Annotated in this window: 17 protein-coding genes and 1 tRNA gene; 4 read left to right on the top strand and 14 right to left on the bottom strand. The window is 70.7% G+C overall.

The window, feature by feature from the left end; translation table 11 throughout:
* From AC1DX8_RS15120 to AC1DX8_RS15065, 12 genes are all read right to left on the bottom strand, one after another.
* A partial coding sequence (locus AC1DX8_RS15120; RefSeq protein WP_477630752.1) for a hypothetical protein occupies nucleotides 1-790 on the bottom strand: 790 nt, incomplete at its 3' end.
* Nucleotides 791-920: 130 nt separating this feature from the next.
* Nucleotides 921-1,175 (bottom strand): metal-binding protein, encoded by a 255-nt coding sequence (locus tag AC1DX8_RS15115; RefSeq protein WP_477630751.1) that lies wholly within the window; start codon nucleotides 1,173-1,175, stop codon nucleotides 921-923.
* A gap of 7 nt (nucleotides 1,176-1,182) precedes the next feature.
* Nucleotides 1,183-1,809, bottom strand: a complete 627-nt coding sequence (locus AC1DX8_RS15110) for a DUF1684 domain-containing protein (RefSeq protein ID WP_477630750.1) — start codon at nucleotides 1,807-1,809, stop codon at nucleotides 1,183-1,185.
* A gap of 3 nt (nucleotides 1,810-1,812) precedes the next feature.
* Complete coding sequence (locus tag AC1DX8_RS15105) at nucleotides 1,813-2,403, bottom strand: TMEM175 family protein (RefSeq protein WP_477630749.1); 591 nt, start codon at nucleotides 2,401-2,403, stop codon at nucleotides 1,813-1,815.
* 45 nt (nucleotides 2,404-2,448) lie between these two features.
* A tRNA-Leu gene (locus AC1DX8_RS15100) sits at nucleotides 2,449-2,533 on the bottom strand.
* A 75-nt stretch (nucleotides 2,534-2,608) separates the two neighbouring features.
* Nucleotides 2,609-3,730, bottom strand: coding sequence for a lytic transglycosylase domain-containing protein (locus AC1DX8_RS15095; RefSeq protein WP_477630748.1), 1,122 nt, complete (start codon nucleotides 3,728-3,730; stop codon nucleotides 2,609-2,611).
* 359 nt (nucleotides 3,731-4,089) lie between these two features.
* On the bottom strand, nucleotides 4,090-6,039 hold the full coding sequence (locus AC1DX8_RS15090; protein ID WP_477630747.1) for a copper resistance CopC/CopD family protein: 1,950 nt from the start codon (nucleotides 6,037-6,039) through the stop codon (nucleotides 4,090-4,092).
* Complete coding sequence (locus tag AC1DX8_RS15085; RefSeq protein ID WP_477630746.1) at nucleotides 6,039-6,515, bottom strand: hypothetical protein; 477 nt, start codon at nucleotides 6,513-6,515, stop codon at nucleotides 6,039-6,041. Before AC1DX8_RS15085 ends, AC1DX8_RS15090 begins: the two co-directional genes overlap by 1 nt.
* A gap of 61 nt (nucleotides 6,516-6,576) precedes the next feature.
* Nucleotides 6,577-9,774, bottom strand: a complete 3,198-nt coding sequence (locus AC1DX8_RS15080) for a multicopper oxidase domain-containing protein (RefSeq protein WP_477630745.1) — start codon at nucleotides 9,772-9,774, stop codon at nucleotides 6,577-6,579.
* A 9-nt stretch (nucleotides 9,775-9,783) separates the two neighbouring features.
* The gene (locus AC1DX8_RS15075) at nucleotides 9,784-11,079 is read right to left on the bottom strand and encodes a multicopper oxidase domain-containing protein (RefSeq protein ID WP_477630744.1); all 1,296 of its coding nucleotides are present in this window, start codon (nucleotides 11,077-11,079) and stop codon (nucleotides 9,784-9,786) included.
* Between the two features lie 15 nt (nucleotides 11,080-11,094).
* Entirely contained in the window at nucleotides 11,095-12,360 is a 1,266-nt protein-coding gene (locus tag AC1DX8_RS15070; protein ID WP_477630743.1) for a multicopper oxidase domain-containing protein, read from the bottom strand.
* Nucleotides 12,361-12,437: 77 nt separating this feature from the next.
* Complete coding sequence (locus AC1DX8_RS15065) at nucleotides 12,438-17,870, bottom strand: SdrD B-like domain-containing protein (RefSeq protein WP_477630742.1); 5,433 nt, start codon at nucleotides 17,868-17,870, stop codon at nucleotides 12,438-12,440.
* A 311-nt stretch (nucleotides 17,871-18,181) separates the two neighbouring features.
* On the opposite strand from AC1DX8_RS15065, the gene AC1DX8_RS15060 reads away from it, so the two are divergent.
* Together AC1DX8_RS15060 and AC1DX8_RS15055 are read left to right on the top strand one after the other, a co-directional pair.
* On the top strand, nucleotides 18,182-18,853 hold the full coding sequence (locus AC1DX8_RS15060) for a response regulator transcription factor (protein ID WP_477630741.1): 672 nt from the start codon (nucleotides 18,182-18,184) through the stop codon (nucleotides 18,851-18,853).
* Between the two features lie 7 nt (nucleotides 18,854-18,860).
* Nucleotides 18,861-19,973 carry a sensor histidine kinase gene (locus tag AC1DX8_RS15055; RefSeq protein WP_477630740.1) on the top strand — a complete coding sequence of 371 codons (1,113 nt, stop codon included), beginning with the start codon at nucleotides 18,861-18,863 and terminating at the stop codon, nucleotides 19,971-19,973.
* Nucleotides 19,974-20,079: 106 nt separating this feature from the next.
* On the opposite strand, the gene AC1DX8_RS15050 is transcribed toward AC1DX8_RS15055, so the two are convergent.
* Nucleotides 20,080-20,703 carry a hypothetical protein gene (locus AC1DX8_RS15050; protein WP_477630739.1) on the bottom strand — a complete coding sequence of 208 codons (624 nt, stop codon included), beginning with the start codon at nucleotides 20,701-20,703 and terminating at the stop codon, nucleotides 20,080-20,082.
* Nucleotides 20,704-20,792: 89 nt separating this feature from the next.
* Here AC1DX8_RS15050 and AC1DX8_RS15045 point away from each other — a divergent pair, with 89 nt between their 5' ends.
* Nucleotides 20,793-21,482 (top strand): response regulator transcription factor, encoded by a 690-nt coding sequence (locus AC1DX8_RS15045; RefSeq protein ID WP_477630738.1) that lies wholly within the window; start codon nucleotides 20,793-20,795, stop codon nucleotides 21,480-21,482.
* Nucleotides 21,483-21,485: 3 nt separating this feature from the next.
* A complete protein-coding gene (locus tag AC1DX8_RS15040; protein WP_477630737.1) occupies nucleotides 21,486-22,787 on the top strand; it encodes a sensor histidine kinase in 1,302 nt (433 codons plus the stop codon).
* 3 nt (nucleotides 22,788-22,790) lie between these two features.
* On the opposite strand, the gene AC1DX8_RS15035 is transcribed toward AC1DX8_RS15040, so the two are convergent.
* A complete protein-coding gene (locus AC1DX8_RS15035) occupies nucleotides 22,791-23,303 on the bottom strand; it encodes a hypothetical protein (protein WP_477630736.1) in 513 nt (170 codons plus the stop codon).
* Between the last annotated feature and the right edge of the window lie 137 nt (nucleotides 23,304-23,440).

Here is a 23,440-nt window from a genome sequence, read left to right as displayed (position 1 = left end):
CGATCAGGTCGGCCAGGGCGTCGACCCGCGCGGCCCCGATCCGCTGGCCGGGGTTCGCGCGCGCGTACTCCGCCGCCAACCCGTCGACGGCGGACCAGACCCGCATCGCGACCGGGGTCGGCAGGTCGGCCACCAGCCGGGTCATCCCGGTGCAGTCGCCGGGGCGGACCCGCACGTCGCTGCGGGCCCGGGCCAGCGCGGCGAGGTGGGCGGCGTCGTCGGGGGCGCACCGGTCGGCCGCGCGCCGGGCCCGGCGCCGCAACGCCGCACACGACACCTGCGTGATGCCGCCCTCGAGGACCCGGGCCTCGAACTCGTGCAACCGGGCCGGCGGAGCGGACCCCGACTCCGCGACCACCGCGTCCACCCGGTAGGGCTCCAGGTCACCCGACCACGCCAGCTCCTGCAGCTGCGGCAGCGCGCACACCACCCGCCGGGCCTGGTCCAGACGCGTCGACATGGTCCGCGGCGACACGTGCAACAGCGCCGCCAGCGACCCCGCCGCGACCGCGTGCCCCGACAGCACCTGCCGGCGACGCCCACCCGAGGCGGCCATGGCGGCCACCTCGGCGGCCTCGCACTCGGCCCGCTCGTCGCACCGCCGGGCCACGGTCTCCATCGCCGACCGCTGCCGCGCCGTCGCCGCGCTCACCACCCGCTGCGCGGCCAGCACCAGCGCCTCCGCCGCCTCGACCGGCAGGCCGGCGATCTCCTCATCAGTCAGCGTGAACAACGCACCGGACAGGGCGGCCGGATCGGCCCCCTGCACGGACTCCACGCTGTCGAACATGTGTTCGATCATAGGGGACGGCACCGACAGGCCAGGGGTGCCGAGCGCATCACCCTGTGGACGCGAGGCCAGCGCGGGCACAGGACAGCGTCGCGACGACCGTTGGGACAACACAGGATCGCCCGCGACGTCAGCGGGCGGCCTGTGCCTTCCACGCCGAGTACTCGGCACGCATGCAGGTGCCACAAGGGCGGTAGCCCGCCGCGACGGCCGTGGCCTCGTCCGCGAAGAACACCCGGTGGCTGACGTAGCCGCCCCGTCGAATGGCACGCAGCGCCGAGGGACAGTCGAGGCGTCCGTAGAGCCTTCCCCGGCGGTTGCCGCCCAGCGTGCCGGGAACCTCACTCGCACAAGGCTTTCCGTCGGCACCGATGAGGGTGAACACGGCCGCGCTAGTAGCCCTCGGGCAGCAGCTCGCCCACCGGGGTGCTGCCCTCGATCCGGTTGTTCGGCGGCGCCAGGGGGCACACCCAGCGGTAGTCGTAGACGCAGGACGGGTTGTAGGCGAAGTTGAGGTCGACCACCCACCGGCCGGCCTCGTCCCGCCCGAGGTCGGTGCCCTTGACCGTGTCGAGCAGGTAGCGCCCGGCGCCGTAGGTCTCGGTGCCCGCGGAGCCGTCGCGCACGGGCAGGAAGATGCCGCCCCCGTAGGAGTTGAGCCACCACACGTCGAGCGTGCCGAGGCCCTCGAGGGCCACTCGACCTGCCCCGGTGAACGGCACCACTCCGTCGGTCGCGGACCGGAACTCCCACGGCTCCTGGTCGTCGACCTCCCCGACCTCGACGACGAAGCGGTATGCCGGGTCGTACGGTGCGTGCCGCAGCTGCTGGCCCTCGCGGCGAGGCGAGGCAGGGTGGTCGAGGAAGAGCTCCGACCGTCGCTCGACCCAGAGCGCGTGGGCGGTGGCCGGGTCGGGCTCGGCGCGCACCGCGGCATACAGGGCGTGCACCTCGCGTCGCCACGACGCGACGTCGAGCGCGGGTGGGTAGGTGAGGGCGTCGTCGTCAAGCGAGGGCACGGGTCAGTCCTCCAGGGCGTGGTCGTGGATGAACCGCTCGGCTCGACGGTCGGGGACGAGCCAGGTGACGGCGACCGCCACGTAGGCCAGCACTCCGATCCACGGTGCCACGAGCGACCCAAGGATGCCGAGCACGTAGACGGCCGGGCTCAGCTTGCCCTTGAGATCACGGCCGAGCGCCTGACGCAGGAGGCTGTCCGGCCCGTCGCGGCGGAAGACCGCGAGCTGCAGGACGTAGTAGGCGATGGCCGCGCCCAGCAGGTTGAGGCCGTAGACGACGACCGGCAGCTGCGCCAGCCGGGTGTCGTCCATCCACGCGGTCGTGAAGGGCACCAGGGAGAGCATGAAGAGCAGTCCGAGGTTGGCCCACAGGATGCCCCCGCTCACGTGCCGGACCAGCTGGAACATGTGGTGGTGGTTGTTCCAGTAGATGCCGATGTAGATGAAGCTCAGCAGGTAGGTGAGGAGTCCGACCAAGGACGGCCGCAACGCCTCGAAGGTGGGGTCCTCGGGGACCTTGAGCTCGAGCACCATGATGGTGATGAGGATGGCGAGGACGCCGTCGCTGAACGCCTCGAGCCGGCCGGTTCGCATGGCGGGAGTCTAGGCACACACCCCGACGGCCGGGCAGGTCCGGACTGGTGCGCAAGGCGGGACTTGAACCCGCACACCCGAAGGCACCAGGACCTAAACCTGGCGCGTCTGCCAATTCCGCCACTTGCGCGTGGGCTGGTCAGCCTACCGCCGACCCAGGACGAGGTCAGCGGGCACTAGCGCGAGCCGGACGGCCGCGATCGGCTCAGGGGCCGGGACCGGTGGACTCTCGTGGGCGAGCCACCAGGACGGGGGCCGGGGACACCGACACGACCACGGGCGGGGCCGGGCACGGGAAGGTCGCGGGCGGCAGGGTCGGATCACCCGAGGGGAGGTCAGCTGGATCGAGCCGCTGGTCGGACGGCACCGCAGCGGACGGGACAGGCGTTCCTGGAGGCACGGCCTCGCCCGGGACGCCGGGCTCGGGGGCCGGGGCCGGCAGGGCGCACGCTGCTCCGTCGAAGGTGTCCGGCGGAGGGTCGGGTGCTGGCGTCGGTGTCGTCGTCGTGGGGTCCGGCGTCGGTGTCGTCGTCGTGGGGTCCGGCGTCGGTGTCGTCGTCGTGGTCGGGTCTGGTGTCGGTGTCGTCGTCGTGGGGTCCGGCGTCGGTGTCGTCGTCGTGGGGTCCGGCGTCGGTGTCGTCGTCGTGGGGTCCGGCGTCGGTGTCGTCGGAGTCGAGGTGGGGGGCGGCATGGTCGGGATCGGCGTGGTCGGGATCGGCGTGGTCGGGATCGGGCTGGGCGCGTGCGTGGGGGTGGCCGTCGGGGTGGCTGAGGGTGCGGCGGCGGGTGTCCGGCCGTCCCGCGGTGCGGGGGCCACGGACCGCGGCCGCGGCGACGGTCCGCCCACTGGCGGTGCGGTGGGCGACGCTGCGAGGGAGAGGACCAGCGCGAGGTAGGCCTGGGAGTGGTTGTAGGCCAGCACGGCAGCCCGCAGGTCTGCGGGGCGGCTGAGGTCCCGACCGCCCGCGCACAGGTACGCCGCGGCGCTGGCAGCGGCGTCGTCGACGTTCTGCGGATCGGACACCCCGTCCCCGTCACCGTCCACCCCGAAGGCGCGCCAGGTGCTGGGGATGAACTGCATCGGCCCGACGGCCCGGTCCCAGGTGGCGTTCCCGTCCCAGCGACCCTGGTCCGTGTCGAGGATCGCGGCGAACCCACCGCCGTCGAGCACGGGACCGAGCACCGGCGGGGCGACGCGGTGGTGTGCGTCGATGCTGCGTCCCTTCAACGAACCGGACTCCACCTGCCCGATCGCTGCGAGGAGCCCCACCGGGAGGTGACAACCCCGCGGGGCGCGCTCGACCGCCTTGCGGTAGGCCAGCCACAAGCGGCCGGGGACCGTGAAGGCGGGTCGCCGAGGTGACGGCGGACCGGGACGAAGCAGGGACGCCGGGACGATGCTCGCCCCTCGAGCCGGGGACGGGGCCGGGGGGTCGTGGGGAGCGGTGGCGGAGTCCGCAGGTCGAAGGTCGACCCCCGACGCGTCGTCACGAGGTGTCGAGTCGGGGGGAACGGTGACGGAAGCCGGCGGCCGGCTGGCCATCCCGCCTCGGTGCGATGCGTCGAGGGCGTGTGGTGGCAGGGGTCCGGAGACCAGCACGGCGCAGGACGCCAGGACCGCCGTGGCCCCGAAGCGCGGTCGGGCTGCGTCTGTGCTGTGTCGCCAGGGACGTGGTTGCCACATGCCTAGCTGCCTCCGGCGGTGACGGGCACTCGCTCGGACACCTCGTCGTCGGAGGTGGGGACGACCTCGACAGGTGACTCGGGATGGGCCGCCGCCGCGCGGTGCCTGCCGCGCCGACGCACCAGGACCGTGCCGAGGCCGCCCATGACGACCGCCAGGACCAGCCACGCCAGCCGCTGCAGCGCACCCATCAGGGGCGCGGTCGACACCACCGCGGGACGCGTGATGGTGGACGCTCCACCGACTGTCCAGCTGAAGGTCTTCGTGACATCGGGCACTCCGGCTCGGCGCACCACCACCACGACGGCCACGGGACCGGGCTCGCGGAGGCTCACCGAGGCCGACCACCGGCCGTCCCCGATCGGTCTGGCTGGAACCGCCACGGGTGCCTGGCCCCCCACGGTCTCCAGCGTCACGAGCACGTCTCGGACCGGTGCGACCGCCGGCCTGCGGGTGTTGAAGACCTCGACCAGGGCGACGCTCGGACCGGGGCGGTTCGGCGCCAGGGACAGGCCCTCCTGGAGGTCGGCGACCCGCGCGTCCACCAAGGTGGAGGCAGGGGCGGTCCGTCCGGCCACCAGCTGCGGCTCGAGGGCCGGTTGACCGCTGGTCAGCACGGCAGCGAGGCCCAGGATGACGCACGCGCAGAGCCCTTCCGCCACGAGCGTGCGTCGCGGGACCGCCGACCGCGACCGCGACAGCCTGCGCAGGTTGACGAGGGCCAGGCAGCCGGCCACCCCGACGAAGGTCAGCTTCACCATCAGGGCCCGCCCGTAGATGGTGAAGAGTGCTGCGTCGACCGACCCGACCACGTGGCTGCTGAGGTAGACACCGGTCAGGACCATCGCCCCCACGCAGGCAGTGGCGGGGCCGGCGAAGCTCCGCAACACGGCCCGCGCCAGGTGCCGCGGCAGCCCGTGCCATCCCCGCAGGGCGAGCAGGGCGAGCACGAGGACGGCACCCGCCCACGTGCCGGAAGCGGCGAGGTGGACCGCCGAGGCGATGACGCGGGTGACACTGCCGCTCTGGGCGCCGGCGGAGTGGCCGAGCATCGCAGTCCCCACGCACGCCAACAGCGCTCCCGGGACGACCGCGAGGACGTGCGGCGGCCGACGGAGCAAGGAGGCCGCGACCAGTGCGCCAGCCAGGACGAGCAGGCCACCCTCGCGGATCGCCCACCGCTCGGCATACGCGCCGGTGACGACGTCCCACGGACTTGCCTGGCTCCCCCACAGCTGTGCTGCGAGGACGCCCAGCGACGCGACCACGGAGACTCCGGCGCCCGCGGCGGCGACCCCGAGACAGGACCGCACCGACGAACGCCCACCGGCGCCGGCCGTGCGGGTCACCAGGAGGGTGACCAGGCTCCCACCCAGCGCGGTGGACAGCCCCAGGAACATCACCCAGCGGGCGATGGACTCCGCCGCACTCGGCGGCGGGTCCGCGAGGGCTGTCAGGCCGGCTGCCACGACTGGCCGCTGCACCCCGAACACGATGACTCCCGCGGTCCGGTGGAGGTCGTCGGCCGACAGGGTCTCCCACGAGATGCGATACGTGCTCTGGGGAAGGGGTGGCAGGTCCGACAGGAGCGTGACGGGCTCTTCACCCGCCTCCTCGCCCCCCGCCGCCTCGCCAGCCGCCGACCCGGCGGCCGGCTCCCCCGCGGCTGCCCCATCACCCGGCGCGGACAGGCGCAGGTTGGTGGGTGTGTAGTGCCGCCCCTCGTGGTCCACGACGTCGATCCGACTGGAATGCAACAACACCGACTCGCTGAACTCGAGCCGCAGGACCGTGGGCGCTGACTGGAGGACCTCGCCGTCGGCGGGGTTGCTCCCGGCGAGGAACGCGTGGGCCTGGGCCGGCCCTGCGAAGGCCAGGGCCGCGGCAGCCGGGAGGAGCGCGACCCCGAGGACGAGTCGCACGAGCCGACCCGGGCGCGAGGGCGCGCGCATCAGAGCACCGGGACGTGACGCAGGTGCATGCTCCCGTACTCGATGTCCGCCAGCTCGCCCGACCGCAACGCGCCGGACGTGTTCTGGAAGACGAGGTAGTAGGTCTGGCCCGCCCGCAGGTTGTGCCCTTGCCGCATCAGCGACACCCGTTGCGTTCCGCCCTGGCGTGCCTCGCTGTGCAGGCTCGGCGGGTGTGCGACATCGGTCTGGAAGCGATAGGCCTTCTCCTGGTCGAGCACGACGTAGCTCAGCGTCACCAGGCCGCCGTCGCCGACGACGGCGAGCCGGGAGAACCGGACGCCCAGCGAGCTCTCCATCTCGCTGCTCTGGGGCATCGTCGTGTCGGCGGAGGCCTCGCGGCTCATCAGCAGGTAGCCCAGGACGAGGATGAGGGCGGTGACGACGGCGACAGGCACGGCCCATCGTCGCGATCCCTGCCACCAGGTCGTCCGCACTTCGGCTTCGGTGTTCATCATGCTCTCCCCTCGGACTACCGGGACCGCCGCCCTTCTGAGGCGACCCCGGCAGGGTCGGACGTCACGGCATCGTGTACCGCGTGGATGTGAAGCTGTCGAAGTAGGCAGTTCCGGCCATGCTCGACGTCGAGGTCGCAGTGACTCCGGCGGTGACTCCGAGCAGTGCCGTCTCCAACCGCAAGGTGCTGGTGTTGCCGACCAGGAGCGGGGCAGCGGTGCCGTCCACACTCAGCCTCAGCGAACCCGCGGTGGCGCCCGTGGCGGGACCGGACAGCCAGTCCACCTGGAGGGTGTGGGCTCCTGCGCTCAGGTTCACCCACGTTCCCACCAGGGTGGTGGCGCCGGACCGAGCCATCACGGCCCGCACCTGTGGGGTGCCGCCACTGCGACGGAACTCCACTGCGGCGACCTGCGCGTTGGTCGCCGAGCGGCCCTCGAAGAGGGTGAGCACGCTGCTGGCGACGGACCCCGACGTCAACGTGTTGGCGTTGAAGCCGAAGCGGGCGTGGTAGCCGGTTTCGCCCGTGGGCGAGTTGTCGGTCACGTAGCTGGCGCGGTTCCCCGTGCCTCCCGGGAGGACCACCTGGAGCCCCAGGTTGCCTGCCGAGACCGGTATGCCGGCGGCTGCCGTCACCGAGACCTGTCCAGTCCGCGCCGACCACGCTGCCAGGCTCCCCGAGTCGAAGGTGTCGGAGAAGATGGCGTTGGGTCGCGTGACCGTGACCGAGGTGTTGACCGCGTTGCTCCAGTTGCCCGCGAGGTCCTGGACCCTGAGGTTGAACCGCACGGTCCCTGGGGTGATCCCGGCCAGCGGGATGGTCACGACCACCGTGCCGGCGACGTAGCTCACGGGGAGCCGGGTGGCCCGCCCGACGCCGGGGTCGGTGGTGCCGAGCCAGTACTCCGCCGTGGCGAAGGACGCCTCGTTGACCGGGACGGTGAGGACCAGGTTGGCCGCGCCGGCCGTCGGGTTCGGGCTTGCCGTGGGCGTGCCGAGCACCGGTGCGCTCTTGTCGACCACCAGGTCGATCCCGAACATCGTGCCCCAGTTGCCGGCGGCATCCTGGCCGCGGACGAACACGTGGTGCGTGCCGGACGCGAGGACCCGCACCTGGGTCAGCGGGATGAGGCCGTAGACCGACTCGGACTGGCTGTCGAGCGCTCCGTCGACGGCGATCAGCTGCAGGCCGGTCCCGCCGGTGGGGTTGGCTGTCTTGGGATCCAGGAACGCCTCGGCGCTGGTCAAGATGCTCTGGAGTCCCTGCTGCGCATCACGGTCGGTGACCTGCGCCGACACCACGAGGTAGCCCGGGTTGCTCTTGTTGCTGATCAGCCCGTTGGTGGGGTTGGGTCCGACGCTTGCCGCGTCGACGGTCGGCCCGGTGAGGTCGACGACCAGCGGCGTGCTGGCGGTCGGGCCCCAGAGGCCGAGCGAGTTCCGGCTGTGCACGAGGACGTTGTGGGTGCCCTCGCCGAGGGCGGTCACGACGGCCTTGGGGATGACGCCGTCCTCGCTGACGACGGAGGCGACGCGGTTGAGCGTGAGCGCCGTGCCCGATCCGTTGGCACCGGCGGTGTTGAGGAAGTACTCGGCGTCGGTGATGGTGCCACCGGCGGCCTGGTCGTCACCGGTCGCGGAGACRTCCACGTCCTGCGCCCCGTTGGCGGGCGAGGGGCTGGCCGACACGGCATACGTCTGCGGTCCGGTCTTGGGGAGGTTGAGGACTGCGGAGCCGATGACGCCCCAGTTCCCCACGAGGTCCAGGCCACGCACGTACACGGTGTGCTTGCCTGCTTCGAGGCAGTTGAGGGCCACCGGCGGCGGGGTCACGGAGCAGTCGGGCGCCGAGACGGGGATCGTGCCGGTCACGTTGCTCACCGACACGGTGCCGAAGGCGCCCGTCATCGGGACCCCGAACCCGGGTCCGGTGGTCACGGCGTCGTCGACGACGAACTCGGCCTGGGTCACGGTGGACCCGCCGGTCGTGGCGTCGCTGACGTCGGCCTTGATGGTGACGGCCGCGAGCCCGCTGGAGGGGTTGGGCGACACCGTGATGTTGGAGGGCACCGGTCCGACGCCGTCGAGGCTCGGCGGCGGCGCCGCCGTGTCGAGGAAGGTCAGCATGCCGCCGAACGCGAACGACAGGGGGTCAGCGGTGGTCTGGCCGTTGTTGTCCAGGTGGCCGCCGGCCTCGAACAGGGCCAGCTTGGCCTCCGGGCCGGTCGGCATCGTGACGACCGAGTCCAGCGTCGCGCCAGGCTTGACCGCCGCGACGACGGAAGGCTCGGCGTAGGCGAGCGGGTGCCCGTCACTGGCCAGCTGGCTCTGGTCGGCGCCGAGGAGCGACATGGGGTGCTCCTGCGCCCCCACGTTCACGTAGCGCAGCAGCACCTTGTGCCCCTGGTCCGTGGCGATGGGGTCCGACGCCGGGAACGGCTTGCCGTTGATGAGCCGGTACTTCGGGTGGAAGAGCCGCAGGTCGTGCGTGCTCGGCGCGGCGTTGAAGGCGGGGTCGATCTCGCTCAGCACGACGACTGCCTCGTCGTCGTACGCACTGCCCGGCGTGCCGTACGCCGTGCCATCGGGGCTGAGGACGACCAGCGCCCCCGCGAGCCCCATGGCCACCTGGCGGGCGCCACCGGAGGTGTGCCCCGCCTCGTACAGGTAGGTGCCCGGTCGGCTGGCCTTGAAGACGTAGGTCTGCGTGCCCCCGGTTGGTGCACCGGCGGTCTCCGCGGTGGCGGAGAGACCGGCCGTGAAGTCAGCGGCCGCCTGTCCCGGGAACGCGAGGGAGACGGGGTCCGCCAGCTGGTTGTGGAGGACGACCGTCACCGTGGTCCCCTGGGCGACGACGAGGACCGGACCCGGCGCGGTCGCCGACCCGGGCGTCGAGGTCGTCGAGAAACCCCAGATCGGGATGGGCTGTCCCAGCACCTGGGTGGTGCCCGTCATGGCGTAGAGGTCGCAGGTCACCGAGGTGGCGCCCGTCGACGTGCAGCCGTTGGGGGTGAGCTTGCCGGAGGCGACGGCAGGGACCACAGCCGGGGCGGCTGCGGGGAGGCCGCCCCGGACTGCGGCCGGGACACCGGCCGGTGCGGCGGCCGGGGCTGCCGCGGCTGCCGCAGGGGCGGCTTCCGCGGACAACGGGGTCAGGGCGAGCACCGGCAGGACTGCGACGGCGGCAGCAGCCAGGAGCCCTGTGTAACGGGTCGCGGGGCGTCGCGAAGCGTGACGGTCAGCGGACAGGTGAGATGTCATCGCGCTTCCTCAGTTCGACACACAGCCGGCGGGCGGGTCGATGCGGAAGACCGTCATCATGCCGCCGAAGGCTGCTCCGTAGTTGGTTGCCTGCTGGAGGGCGTGGCTGTGGGCCACGTGGTAGTACTCGCCACACTCGTTCAGCGAGGTGATGTTGGCCGGCAGCTGGTTCTTGGTGCCTAGGTAGGGGCTCTCGCTGAACCACGTGTCAGGCCCGACCAGCAGCTGGTCGGTGATGACCGGCATCTCCACGGGGATCGGGTTGCTGGTGGGGTTCCAGTGCTCCACGTCGCGCCAGTCCATCAGCGCGTCGACGGTCTGACCGGGTTCCACGTCGATGTCGTACTTGAGGTACGCGAGGTCCTGACCCGTGGGCCCCTGCAACGGACGACCGTCCTTGTTGACGACGCGCTCGTCGCTTCCGTGCGGGTGGAACGGGTAGTTCACCGAGCCGGCGTTGAGGTAGCGGATCACGGCGGGCAACGGGTTGGTGGTGGCGTCGTACGGCTTGATGTGCACGAGCGCGCCATACGGCTGGTTGGGCAGCCAGGAGGCGTTGTTCGGCGCCAGCGTGTCAGGCATGCTGCGGCCGTTGATCATGTAGTAGCGAGGGTTGAACGCCGACCAGTCGATCGGCTGCTCGCGCTCCACGGCCAGGTGCAGGTCCGGGTCGACCTCCGACAGGAGGAACACGTACTCGTGGCTGGGGTTGTAGGCCGAGTCAGGGCGGTTGTTCACCTTGCTCGAACCGTCCGCCGGCCGCACCACCAGGGCACCGGACAGACCCATCTGCAGCTGCTTGTTGACGTCGGTGCCGCTCTGGTAGAGGTAGGTGCCGGGGCTGCCGGCGGTGAACGAGTAGGTGACGGAGCCGCCGGCCTTGGCCGCCGACTGGACCATCGAGACCAGCGACCCGCCTGCGTCGAACTGGGGCTGCGCGGGGTTCCCGTTCGCCGTGACGCCACGCTGGCCCGGGAAGACGATCGAGGTCGCCTCGGGGAGGTTGTTGTGGAGGATGACCGTCACGGTCTTGCCTGAGGTCACGCACAGCGTGGGCCCGGGAAGCTGGAACCCCCGGGTGCTGTTCCCGTAGCTCCACATGTAGATGGAGTTGCCGTCCGGCGTCGACACGAAGCCGTCGCTGGCCGTGAGCGAGAACGTCTGCTGGGCGTTCGTGTCACACAGCAGCCCCTCGGAGGTCGCCGCGGAGGCGGGCAGGCGCAGCATCATCAGGCTGAGCGCTCCGACGAGGACCGTGACCAGCAGGGCCGGTCGCCGGGCGGCGCGTCGGTTCAGAAGTTTCATCTCGGCCTCCGTCGGCTACGTGTTGGGGAGGGACTGGGGGTTGTAGGTCCCGGCGGCGCCGACGCGGATGACGGTCATCATCCCGCCGTAGCCAGGGCCTCCCCCGTTGTCCAGGTAGGCGTAGTTGCGGTCGTACAGCAGGTACTCGCCGGGAGCAGGCGCGTGGAACAGCACGTCCCTGCTCTCACCGGGACCGATGTCGACCGTGTTGGTCGTGAGGTAGTTGGTGACGCCGTCACGTCCCTTGAGCAGGCTCGCGTCCTTCGCGATGACCTGGAGGTCGACGTTGTCCATCGTCAGGGAGTGGTTCTGGTAGCCGAGGTTCGACATCCTCAGCAGCACGGTCTCGCCCGTGTTGCAGGTGACCAGTGAGCTGATCGGCTGGTACTGCAACCGCCCGGCTGCCGTGGAGTTGGGGTCTCCGTTGGGCGCGATCGTGTCGGGGTAGCCACGACCGTTGAGGAGCCAGAAGCTCGGGGCGTAGTCGGTCCAGTCGCTGACCTGGATGTGGGCGTCGCGGTAGTGCGCGGCAGACCACAGCTCGGTCACCATGAAGGCGAACTCCCGGTCGTAGCGCGTGGTCCCGTCGCCGTCGTTGTAGGCGTACTTGGTCCCGGCCGGGTCGCCGTTGACGGGGGCCGCGTTCTGCTTGGGCCGGATGAACACCATGCCGGTCATGCCCATCTGCACGTGCTCGACGTCCTCGAAGTGGCAGTGGTACATGTACGTGCCGGCGTCATGCGGACGGTAGAAGTAGGAGAGGTCACGGCCGACGGGCACGGCGAGCGAGAGCTCGGGGACGCCGTCGAAGAGTGGGATGGCGTTCCGGAACCCGTGCCAGTGGAGGGTGTGGCCGTCGAACAGGTCGGGTCGGATGAGCAGACCCAGGTTGGTCAGGGTGATGGTGATGTCGTCGCCCTCGTCGAAGGCCAGCATCGGCGCACTGATCTGGGCCTTGCCACGCTGCGCTGCGACCTGCGAGGAGGTCATGCCGGTCACGTCGCGGAAGCCGAACACGTAGGTGTTGAAACCCTGTGGCGCCAACGAGTCCGGGAAGAACGGCGGGTCCGCGGGTGCACCGGCCGGCATCGCCACCCACCCGTCCGTGCCCACGAGGTGCACGGACTTCTGCGGTGCGAGGGTGGCCGCCGCCGGGGCAGTTGCCGGCGCGCCCATCACTGGGGGGATGCGTCCGACGAGCAACGTCGTGCCGACGACCGCGGCGCTGCCGGTGAGGAACAGCCGACGGGACGGGGTGGCTGGGTTGGTGCGATCAGTCATGGTGTGCTCCGGAGCGGACGAAGGGCTCCTGGGGTGCCTGCAACGGTGAGGGGAGTAGGCAGGCACCCCAGGAGGAATCAGGGAACTAGCTGGTCAGCGCTGGCGTCGTAGCGGCGCGGCAGGGTCGTCGAGGGCCGCGGGTCGTTGTCGATGTCCCGGGTTGGCGCCGAGACGGTTACGGTCCACCCGAGCAGGCCTGGCCCCCAACGGACCACGGTGCTTGCAGCGCCCCGGTTGTATGCCGGTGACGTCACCCCTGCGAGGTGGTAGTTCCCCATCAGGTTCGGGGTGAGGACCTCGGTGACGATCGCGGCCTGGCGGAAGGCCGGGTAGGTCCTCGAGGCCAGGACGGTGACCGTGATGTCGAACGGGTCGACCAGTCCGGAGGTGTCGGTGACCGTGGTGTTGAGGCCGCCGTCGGTGCCCGTCGTGGTCTGGATCACCGAGTTGATCGGTGAGAGCGTGCCTGCACCGCCGGACACGCCCATGTCCCAGTTCTCGATGCCGGCGTCCGTGCCGTCCGGCAGGGTGCCACCGATCCCGTAGACGTAGCCGCCGCTGAAGCTGCCGGCCCGGTTGTCCCAGAAGACGTCGTTGAGCAGCGTGGGCTTGCTGAACGTGGTGCTGCCGAGGACGGAGGAGCCCGGGAACAGCGTGGTGTTCTGCAGCCTGCTCTGGAGTGGAGCGCTGTTCTCGGAGGTGGACAGCCCGGTTGGTGCGGGAAGGCCGTCGCTGGTGAGGGCCGTGGCCGTGGTGAGGTTCTTCACGACCGTGTTGTTGACGACGTTGACGAACGCGGCGTCGTCGATCGCGATCCCCGCACCTTCGTGGGCCGAGACGTTGTTGGCGACGATGTTGTTGGTGATCGAGATGGTTTCCGGCGTGAGGCGGGAGATATGGGTGCCGCTCGTCTGCAGGAGCCGGATGCCTCCACCGTCGTCACTGGCCAGGTTGGCCTGGATGGTGTTGGCGTCGATCGTGACCGGACCCGTGCCCTCCGACAGCTGGGTGGGCTGGGCCGGCAGCTCGCCGGCGATCATGACGGCTCCACCTTCGTCGTAGGACGAGTTGAACCAGATGCGGTTCTTGGTGATGCTGCCGCCCCGCGCCGCCTGGAACAGGAGCGAACGCAGGTGGGACTGGTAGCCGTAGGCAGTGAGGGCGCCGCCGTACTCAGCGGAGAAGTTGCCACAGATCGCGTTGGCGTCGATGGAGTAGCCGTCGCTGCCGGCGAAGAGTCCGATGCCGCCGGCGAGGTTGGTCCCTCCGTTGTCCCGGATCTGGTTGTTGGCCAGGACCAGGTTGTAGTTGCCGCTGTCTGCGACGTACGGCGTCCCGACTCGGATCGCGCCACCGTAGGAGCCGCTGTTGCCGTGGATGACGTTGTCCGTCACGCGCAGCCCGACGACACCTGCGTGGACGTAGATGCCACCGCCCTGGGTGACCAGGGAGCCTGCCGCGCCGTATGGCGTCGAGTTGGCACCCGTGAGGACGTTGATGTTGCCGGGGAAGTCGGACTGCGAGCCACCGGTGATCCCGAAGCCGTCGATCGTCGTCGGGTAGCTGGCCGGCACGGTGGTTGCGCGCGCCGGGTCGTCCAGCACGGTCACCACGGCCGCGTCAGGCACGGCTGCCGCGCCGGAGTGTGCGAGGCCACCGAGCAACGCGATCCACGCGGTCCCGCTGTCGTTGTCCGGGTTGAAGCCCGCACCGTCGATGACCGAGCCCCGGACGTATGACCCGTCGGGCTTGAAGCCGCCGGGGCCCACGCCCTGGATCCGCACCTGGTGGTGGACGATGACGTTCTCGGTGTACTCCCCGCGCGGGTTCGCAGTGGTCTGGGCGTTGGGCCACACCACGACCAGCCAGTACGGCTGGGTCGAGGTGGGCGTCGCCGCCTCGATCGCGCCCTGGATGGTGGTGAAGCCGCGACCGGGACCGACCTCGGCGAGGCGCGGGTTGTTGGCCGTGCGACCCAGCGTGGTGGCAGAGGGTGCCGTCAGCGCCTGGATCGTCAGCCCGTTGTAGCTGGAGAGCCCGTTGGTTCCCTTGATGGCCAGACGCTGGGCACCCAGGGCCGTCCCCGGCACCACGAACACGATCTGGGTGTCCGTCCACGAGGTGGTGGGCACAGCGGTCCCGTTGAGGGTGAGGGTGCCCAGGCTCGCGCCGAAGCCGAAGCCGGTGACGGTGACGGTCCGCGAGGCGGCCGTTCCGCCCTGGCGCACGTATGGCTTGTCCACCGCGAGGAGCTGCGGCACCGAACCGCCGAGATCGCACATCGTCGGGTTGGCCACGGTGGTCTCCGGGGTCAGGACGGTGCTGGCGACCTGGGTGGGTGCGGTGTCGGTCACGGTGTAGAGGCCGGGCCAGCCCTGGAAGTTGGTCCCGATGGTGCGGAACCGCGAGTTGTAGTCCGGGTTCAGTGCACCGGGCTGGCCAGGGTCGTTGCCGACGAACCGGTACATGTTGGCGCACGGGCCCGCTGGCACGGGGCAGTTGTAGGTGCCGGTCGAGGGCTCCAGCGCCTCGTAGAAGCCGTTGAAGTCGGTGTGGACGGTGTCCATCAGCCTGCCGGACCAGTCGTAGAGGCCCACGGGGACGAACGGGAGGCCTTGCGCTTCACCGAAGTTCACGCTCCGCTTGTCCAGCGTCAGCCCGAGGTCGTTGATCGTCAGGCCCCAGAAGTGCGTCGGGATCGGGACCTCGGTGAACAGGTTGAAGTTGGGCGCGGTTGCCTGACCGTTGCGCACCGTCACGAGCTTGTCGCCACAGAGCGGCCTGTCGTAGCCCTCGAAGGGGCTCCCCCCGCCTGCGTTGAAGGCCTCGTTGGTGACGTTCACGGTGTGCAGCGGACCGGCGCAGGGAGAGACGATGCCTCCGGCCTGCGACGGCGGCTGCGACGGGGGCGTCGGCGCGGGGTCCGGCGGACCAGCAGGGTCCTCAGCGATGGCAGGCGTCGCCGGCGGGAAGTTCTCCTGCGGCAGGTAGGTGTCGCCGTCGAAGACGTTGACGTCCTCCTCGCGCGTGACCTTGTACATGGGCTTGCCATCCACCGGGTCGTTCGGGATGTCCACCGAGACGATGTACTCCTGGGGACGCAGGTCCTGCTCCTGGCCATCGGGCAGGGGTGCGTACAGCGCCAGCCCGAGGGGGTTGTGCACCGTGTCCGTGGCGGGCCACAGGTTGATGCGCGACGTGCCGAACCCGTAGTTGCCGTTCACGGTCTGCGAGCCGTTGCCGGGCGTCGAGTCCGAGGCCCCGACGGTGACACCCATCATGGGTGACTCCACGCACTTGCGGTTGGCCGTGGTGCCGAACTCGGGAAGCGCCTGCTGGTCGGTGAGCGGCGCGCCGTCGAAGGACCTGGCCGTGCACCCGCGCGGGGGCGCCCACTCCTCCGACGTGTAGGCCTCGTTGACCTCGGCGCCCTTGACGAACGCGCCGCGGTTGGGGTCGGTGTTCTTGACCATCGGTGCGGGGCCGGGGTTCGCGTCCGTGGGCACGAAGTTCGGGTCGGGCACCGACAGCGGCACGATGGCGTAGTTCTGGCGGCAGGCGTTGGTCCGCTCTGCATCCGTGGTCGCCGTGCAGGGCGCAGGCACGTACAACCGCACCGGTATGCCGGGGACGCCGGGCTGGTAGGGCTCCGTGGCCGCGTCTGCGGGGTCGAGCTCGTTGCGGGTCGTGTCGTACGTGACGGTTCCCACGATGCCGCCGTTGGTGCCGGCCGCGTACGGCTGCACGCCCCAGTTGATCTCGCCGGCCAGTCCGATCACCGGCAGGAAGTCGATGTCGACCAGGCTCCCGAGCTGGGTCGTCGCCTTCGGCTCGTTGTCGGCCTTGTAGGTGACACCAGTGGTCTGGTACCTCGTGTTGAAGGCCTCGARCACGAGCCACTTGCTCAACGGGTAGGTCTCCCGGATGTCGTAGCGACCGTTCGAGTCGGTGGTGACGGTGTTGGTGTACTGGTCCATGAGGGAGTTGTCCCGCTCGCGGACGGTCAGAGCGAAACCGGGGACGGGCGCCTCGCCACTGTCCTGCTTGCCGTTGGCGTTGGAGTCGATGAAGACCGTGCCGCGCATGTGCGTGAACCAGCCGACGATCATCTTGTTGCCGACGTCGGTCACCTCACCGTTCGCGACCTCGACGTTGAAGCTCCACAGGATGTAGTCCTGGTCGTCGTCCCAGATCGTCAGCTGGTAGGTGTCGTCCGGCAGGCCGGTGATGTTGAACGAGCCGTCGACCCCACCCCTCCCGACGTAGACCTGGGCGTCGCCGCGGTTGAGGTTGGACAGCGCGATCCAGGGCTGCTTGATGGGCCCGGCGAACTTGGCACCGGCGAATCCGGTCTCCGGCACGACCTGGCCGTTCTGCCCGCCCACGTACGGCAGGCCGGCCACGGCCACACCCTTGATACCACCGGTGGGCGGGTTGGTCGCAGGCACCGACACCGCCTGCGTCCGGACGAATCCGAACTGCACGTGCGGAACCCGTTCGCCACCCTTGACCTGCTCGGTGTCGTAGCCCGTCTCGCCTTCCTGGATCCAGATGTCGTGGTCGTGCGCGCCTTCGAGCGTGGTGGTCTGCACCCACTGGTACGCCTGCCCGGCAACCGGCGGCGGGCTGACCGTCGCGGCATACCGGTTGGGGCCGAGGTTGGGGATGACGATCTGGCCGGTGGCGTCACTCGTGCACCGCCCGGTGTTGCGGACGCTGTCGATGATCGGCTTGTTGTTGGCGTCGAACAGGATCGGGCCGGTGCCGTTGGCGTTCGCGTGCTGGTAGACGGTGCAGAGGGCGTTGCCGTAGTAGTCGGTGCTCACCAGTCCCAGGACGTCGGTGAGCAGCGCGCTGAACCCCGAGAGCGGAGACTCTGCGCCGATCTCGTAGGTGCCGTCGACCGGGGCGCTGTCGTTGAAGACCTGCAGACGGATGGTGCTGAGGGGCAACGGGGTCGGGTTCATCTGGACCGCGACCTGGGTGGTCTGGCCGGACGTCACCGAGAAGTGCTTGCCATCGATCTTGAAGCCGTCGGCCAGCACCGAGATGAGGTACTTGCCCGGCGGCAGGTCGTTGAGCGGCTTCGAGGCAGAGAGGTCGGTCTGGTCACCCTGGGCGATGATCGGCGCGAACCCCGACGTGGTGCGGATGGACGGCCACGGACAGGAGTCGGCGAAGTCGGCGTCGGTGCTGCCTCCCGGAGCCGTCGCTGGCAGGCACCGGTCGGTCAGCTGGTGGGCGGAGGTGCCCGGATCACCGACGTCGTCGCTGTTGATCATCCACTTGTACGTCGTGACGGGGTCGTTCTCGTGCACGAAGCCGGGACCCACGTTCACCGACCTGGCACTCACCACCGACATCGTGATGGCGCCCGGCGCGGCCGGTGCCGCAGCAGCTGGCGCCGCGAGCATCGGGGTCGCCACCTGCGAGATCGGGACGAGTGCGCTGGCCGCGGCCAGGGCGACCCAGGTCCTCAGCGAGCGCCTACGGGCTGTCAACGTGTTCACGGCCGCTCCCACCATCACGCCGTGCCCCCGTCGGGCCACGGTCTGTGAGGACAAGAGTCGCCACGGGCCGAACGGCCGCCCCGAATCTGACGCAATGCTCACCCGAGCGTCACGTCCCCGTCATGGAGCTCGTCGGTTTCAGCCAGCGGTTCGTCATCAGTCAGTGCGTGTCCTGTCACCAACCGCTCACAAAACCCGCCACATACGGGGCCAATTCATCCCACGGGGAGTGACCCGCGGCGCAACTCATTCAATTGCATGAACCGGGGCTTCAGGAGCGACCGAATACTGGCTGACGGAAGGGAAACCACATGAGCACTGTCCTTGTCGTCGACGACGAAGAACGGATCCGCACCCTGCTCTCGCGCTCACTGTCCTCAGTGGGCCACTCGGTGGTGACGGCAGTAGACGGTCAGGCGGCACTCGACCGTCTGGGCGACACGAACGTAGACCTCGTCCTCCTGGATCTCGTGATGCCCCGGTGCAACGGGATGTCGGTCCTCACTGCGCTCAACCAGCGCAGGGACCCGACCCCGGTGATCGTCCTCTCCGGCGTCACCGACGTCGGGTCTCGCGTGCAGGCCCTCGAGCGAGGGGCGGTCGACGTGGTGGCGAAGCCGTTCACCCTGGCCGAGCTCCTCGCCCGGGTCCGGCGCAACCTGCACGGCGTCCGGCCGGCGCAGCAGGACGACCGGTTCCTCACCGCCGGGGGGATCCGCCTCGACCTGGACAGGCGCAAGGCCCACGTGCGCGAGAAGGAAGTGGGGCTCACGGAACTGGAGTTCGCGCTCCTGGCCCACCTCATGCGCCGACGGGGCGACGTGTGTCGACGCGAAGAGCTCCTCCACGACGTGTGGGGCCTCACCTACGACTCCGGCAGCAATGTCGTCGAGGTCTGCGTCCGACGGCTGCGGCACAAGCTGCTCCCGGCTGCACCGATCGAGAACATCCGACGGGTCGGATACTGCTTCTACGAGAAGTGAGGCTGCCGTGCGGAAGAACCTCTACCGTCCCTGGCTCGCCGTCGCGACCGCGTGCACCCTGCTCATGTGGTTCTCCCCGGGCGAGGAGACCGTGCCGTACCACCTTGCCTGGGTGGGTTTCGCGCTGGCGTACGGGCTCGTCCCGTGGACGACCCAGCAGACCGTGAAGGGTCTGCTCTTCTTCACCGTCGCCACCGGCGCAGTCCTGGTCGTCCGGGCCGGCAACGGCACCATCGCCTGGCAGGAGACCACCGAGATACCCCTGATGTCGTTGCTGGTCTTCCTGCTGGCCTGGCACATTCGACGTCGCCAGAGCGCGCTCGCGGCGGTGACCGTGATGGCAGACCGCGAACGCGAGGAGTCGCGCGCGCGGGAGCGACTGATCCAGCGCACCTCCCACGAGATGCGCACTCCTCTCACCATCGCCCGGGGCTACATCGAGATGTTGCGGGGCAAGGAAACCGACCCCGAGTGCCTGGGCGACCTGACGGTGGTCGACGAGGAGCTGGAGCGGCTCACCAGGGTCTGCCAGCGCCTGGTCCGTGCGATTCGCATCCAGGGCCACGTGGATGTCGAGCGGGTTGACGTGGATGCCATGCTGCGCCAGACCGGCGAGCGGTGGGGAGCGGTGGCCGACCGCCAGTGGGTCGTCGATGCCCAGGCGGGCTACATCACCGGGTCGCCCGAACGCCTCCGCGCCTGTCTGGACACCTTGATCGAGAACGCGTTGCGCTACACCGCGGACGGCGACACCATTCGCCTGCTCGGGCACCGGCACCCGTCGGGCTCGACGTTCGAGATCGGCGTGGCCGATGGGGGTTCCGGCCTCAGCGACGACCAGGTGGCCTTCATCAACGGCGGAAGCCGTGCGGAGGACCGCCCCGTGGTCCCACGTGACGAGCTCTCCCAGACCGGCTTGGGTCTCGACATCGTCATCGGTGTCGCGCAGGACATGGGCGGCCGACTGGTGGCGGCGCGCGCGCCGGAAGGTGGAGCCCTCCTGGTGATGCAGGGCCCGCTGCTCAAACCTCCCGGTGCAGCCCTCGTGGGGCCGCCGCAGTCGGTCCGTACCCAGTCCACTGAGCCCGACCGGGCTGGCGTCTGGGCATCCACGAGGTAGGACCTTCCGCGCCGATGGCCCGCCCCCTATGGCCCGCCCCCTATGGCCCGCCCCGACGGCCCGCCCCGACGGCCTGACCCGGCTCTCCTCGACGGCGCCTGTGCGCCTACTCGTTCGGGACTTCCCCACCGCCCCCGGACGAGCTCGTCTCGAAGACCGGCACTCCGTGGGAGCAGCGGGCCTGCACCTCTGACTCCCCCTCGCCGACCTGCTGTCTGAACGCCACCTCGATCGAGTCGGTCGGACGAACGAGCTGGTAGGCCCAGCCGTTCGCGGGCGTCACGAACCGCAGGGTCAGAACCGCCCCCTGGCAGCTGACTCCCACCGAACCGCCATCGACGGTGACCGAGTCCGCCGTGGGTGTCGACGCAGGGGCTGGCGGCTTCGGCGTCGCCCCCGGCGTCGCCCGCGGCGACGGCGACGGACTGGGCGCGGGCCGCCCCGAGGGGGCGTGCGTCGGCGCAGTGGGGGATGCGGAGCGGGCAGGGCCGCCCGCCGACGGGGTGCCGGTCGCCGTGGGACGACGCGCGGAGGAGGTCGTCGTCGCCGCCGACGTCGACGGCGAGACGGGCTCCGCACCCTCGGCGGGCAGCGCCGACTCGGCGCCGTCGGTGAGGTAGGCACCACGGCCGGTGCGGTCGATGACGATCCAGGCCGTCGTGGAGGTGGCCGCCACGACGGCCATCCAGATGGCGATGGCCGCGAGCACGCTGCGGGTGTGGCGACTCATGCGAACCTCCCGCCGGACAGACGAAGAACCCCTGAGGTGGTGCCGAAATGCCTCTGGTGTCGAGGGTTTCGTGCCGTAACGTTAACGCCGTGGCCCGGATCCTGGTCGTCGAGGACGATGGTGGCATCCGCACGGCGCTCGTCAGGGCCCTGCACCAGCGCGGCCACTCGGTCAGTTCCTCGGCCAGCGGCATGGCAGGTCTGCAGGACTCGCTCGACCTCGAACCCGACCTCGTCGTGCTCGACCTCGGGTTGCCGGACGTGGACGGCTTGACGCTCCTGACCATGCTGCGTGGGGTGAGCCAGGTGCCGGTCATCGTCGTGACCGCCCGCGACGAGGATGCGGCGCTGGTCCGAGCCCTCGACGCCGGGGCCGACGACTACGTCACCAAACCCTTCGGCTCCGACCAGCTGGACGCCCGTATCCGGGCCGTCCTCCGCCGGGCCAGCAGCTCCACCGACACCGGGGGCCCGATCGAGGTGGGCGAGCTGGTCGTCGACGCGAGCACGCGGGAAGCGACGCTGCTCGGCGAGAAGCTTGCCTTGTCGCGCAAGGAGTTCGACCTCCTCCTGCTCCTGGCCCAGCATGCCGGGCAGGTCGTCTCCCGCCGCGACATCATGAGCGAGGTGTGGCAGCAGGCCTACGGAGGGGGTGACCGCACGCTGGACGTCCACCTCTCGTGGCTGCGCCGCAAGCTCGGCGAGACGGCGTCCCACCCCCGGTACCTGCACAGCGTGCGCGGCGTGGGCCTGCGCCTTGCGCCACCGCCCGGGGCCTGACACGTGAGGGGCCGCATCAGCCTGCTCGTGGCCGCGACGTGCTCGGCGATCCTCGTCTCCTTCGTCGTGCCCATGTGCCTGCTGGTCAGGACCCTGGCGGAGGACCGAGCGACGGCGACCGCGCAGCAGCAGGCCCAGAACGTCGCCGTCATCGTCGCGAGCGTGCGGACCCCGGCGGAGATCTCCGCGGCGGTGCGCCTCGTGGGTCAGGGGCGCGGGTACCACACCACCGTCGTGACATCCTCCGGTCAGGTCATCGGCACTCCCCCGGACGCGGACCAGGCTCGCCTGGTCGAGCAGGCACGCGACCGCGGCGCGGCCTTCACCCGACGAGCCGGGTCGGGCGCGACGGTGCTCGTGCCGATCGCCCTCGACTCGGGCACAGCCGTCGTGGTCACCACGGTGACCACCGATGCGATGCATCGAGGCGTCGCCACGGCGTGGGCCAGCATCGCCGGCCTCGGCCTGGCCCTGCTCGCGGGGGCCCTGCTCATCGCGCGCTGGCTGGCCGGCCGGATCGCCACCCCCGTCGTCGACCTGGCGCGGGTGGCCCACCGGCTGCAGGCAGGCGACCTCACGGCTCGCGCCAGCTCCTCGGGCCCCACCGAGGTCCGCGAGGTGGGGATCGCGATCAACCGGCTCGCCGAGCGGATCGACGACCTGTTGGCCGCTGAGCGGGAGGTCGTCGCCGACCTCTCCCACCGCCTGCGCACCCCGGTGACGGCCCTGCGCCTGGACACCGAGTCGGTCAGCGACCCTGCGACGTCGGCGCGGTTGCGCGACCACGTGGACCAGCTCCAGCGCACGGTCGACGCGGTGGTCCTCGAGGCCCGCCGACCGCTGCGGTCGGGTATGCCGGGCACCTGCGACGCAGTGGCCGTCACGGCCGAGCGGGTGCGGTTCTGGGAGCCGTTGGCCAGCGACCAGGGTCGCGAGCTGACGTTCGGCGCGGCGGAGGAGCCGCTCGAGGTCGCCCTGGCGGCGGTCGACCTGGTCGACCTGCTCGACAACCTGCTCGACAACGTCTTCGCGCACACCCCGGAGGGTGCTGACATYGCGGTGACCGTCGCCCCCGTCGCCGGCCACGGGGGCCGGCGCATGGTGCAGCTCGTCGTGGCCGACTCCGGACCGGGTTTCCCCGACGACGGGGAGTCGGTGACCCGGGGCACGAGCGGCAGCGGCTCCACGGGCCTGGGACTGGACATCGTGCGACGGATCGCCCGCGCTTCCGGCGGGTCCGCGACCCTGGGGAGCTCCGACGCGGGTGGCGCGCTCGTCAGCGTCGTGCTGGGTCGCGTCCACTGAGGCTCAGCCGGTGTGGCTCTCGCCGGAGTCGTCGCCGGTGTCGCCTCCAGGCTCGTCAGCGGGCTCGGTGACGTCCTCGTGGTCCTGGTCCTCCTGCTGGTTGCTGTCCTCGTGCTCGGGCTCGGTGGCGTCCTCGGTGTCCGCGGCGTCGGAGCCCTCGTCCTCGGACGCGGATGCGCCAGTTGAGCGCGTGGCGCCCGAGGTGCGGTGCTCGGAGTGACCCGAGGACGTCGATCCCCCCACGGTCGCTGACGGGGCCCCGGACGTGGGCGGCAGGACCAGGGTGACGACCTTGTGCGTCACGCAGGCCCCGTCCTCGAGCTCAGCCGGCGGAACGCAGGGGGCGAAGCTCACGGACGGCTGCGGGGCCACGACCTCGACCGCCGGCACTCGTTGACCCCTGGAGGTCTGGTGCGCAGCGGCCCCGGCTCCGGCAGCGGCGGTGTAGCAGCCCACTGCTGCGACGACGCCGGCGGCGAGCCCGATCGAGAGGGCGAACGGACGGTTGAGCGACATGGGTGGTCCTTCCGAACAGGTCTGGGCCGGGACGGCACCACCGTGCCCGCCCGGGGCTCAAGTCCGACTCGTCTGCGGGTTAAGGACACCTCAAGACCCAGCCGTCCCATGAGGTTCTCTTAGGACGGCCCTGAGGA

This window comes from Pedococcus sp. P2_A3, from assembly GCF_056405035.1.
This window is presented reverse-complemented; position numbering and strand designations above follow the sequence as displayed.

What these genes read in the sequence shown, in the direction of transcription:
- AC1DX8_RS15075 (WP_477630744.1), bottom strand. Translation starts at nt 11,079, where the DNA reads ATGAAACTTCTGAACCGACGCGCCGCCCGGCGACCGGCCCTGCTGGTC.
- AC1DX8_RS15060 (WP_477630741.1), top strand. Translation starts at nt 18,182, where the DNA reads ATGAGCACTGTCCTTGTCGTCGACGACGAAGAACGGATCCGCACCCTG.
- AC1DX8_RS15085 (WP_477630746.1), bottom strand. Translation starts at nt 6,515, where the DNA reads ATGATGAACACCGAAGCCGAAGTGCGGACGACCTGGTGGCAGGGATCG.
- AC1DX8_RS15050 (WP_477630739.1), bottom strand. Translation starts at nt 20,703, where the DNA reads ATGAGTCGCCACACCCGCAGCGTGCTCGCGGCCATCGCCATCTGGATG.
- AC1DX8_RS15070 (WP_477630743.1), bottom strand. Translation starts at nt 12,360, where the DNA reads ATGACTGATCGCACCAACCCAGCCACCCCGTCCCGTCGGCTGTTCCTC.
- AC1DX8_RS15105 (WP_477630749.1), bottom strand. Translation starts at nt 2,403, where the DNA reads ATGCGAACCGGCCGGCTCGAGGCGTTCAGCGACGGCGTCCTCGCCATC.
- AC1DX8_RS15090 (WP_477630747.1), bottom strand. Translation starts at nt 6,039, where the DNA reads ATGCGCGCGCCCTCGCGCCCGGGTCGGCTCGTGCGACTCGTCCTCGGG.
- AC1DX8_RS15035 (WP_477630736.1), bottom strand. Translation starts at nt 23,303, where the DNA reads ATGTCGCTCAACCGTCCGTTCGCCCTCTCGATCGGGCTCGCCGCCGGC.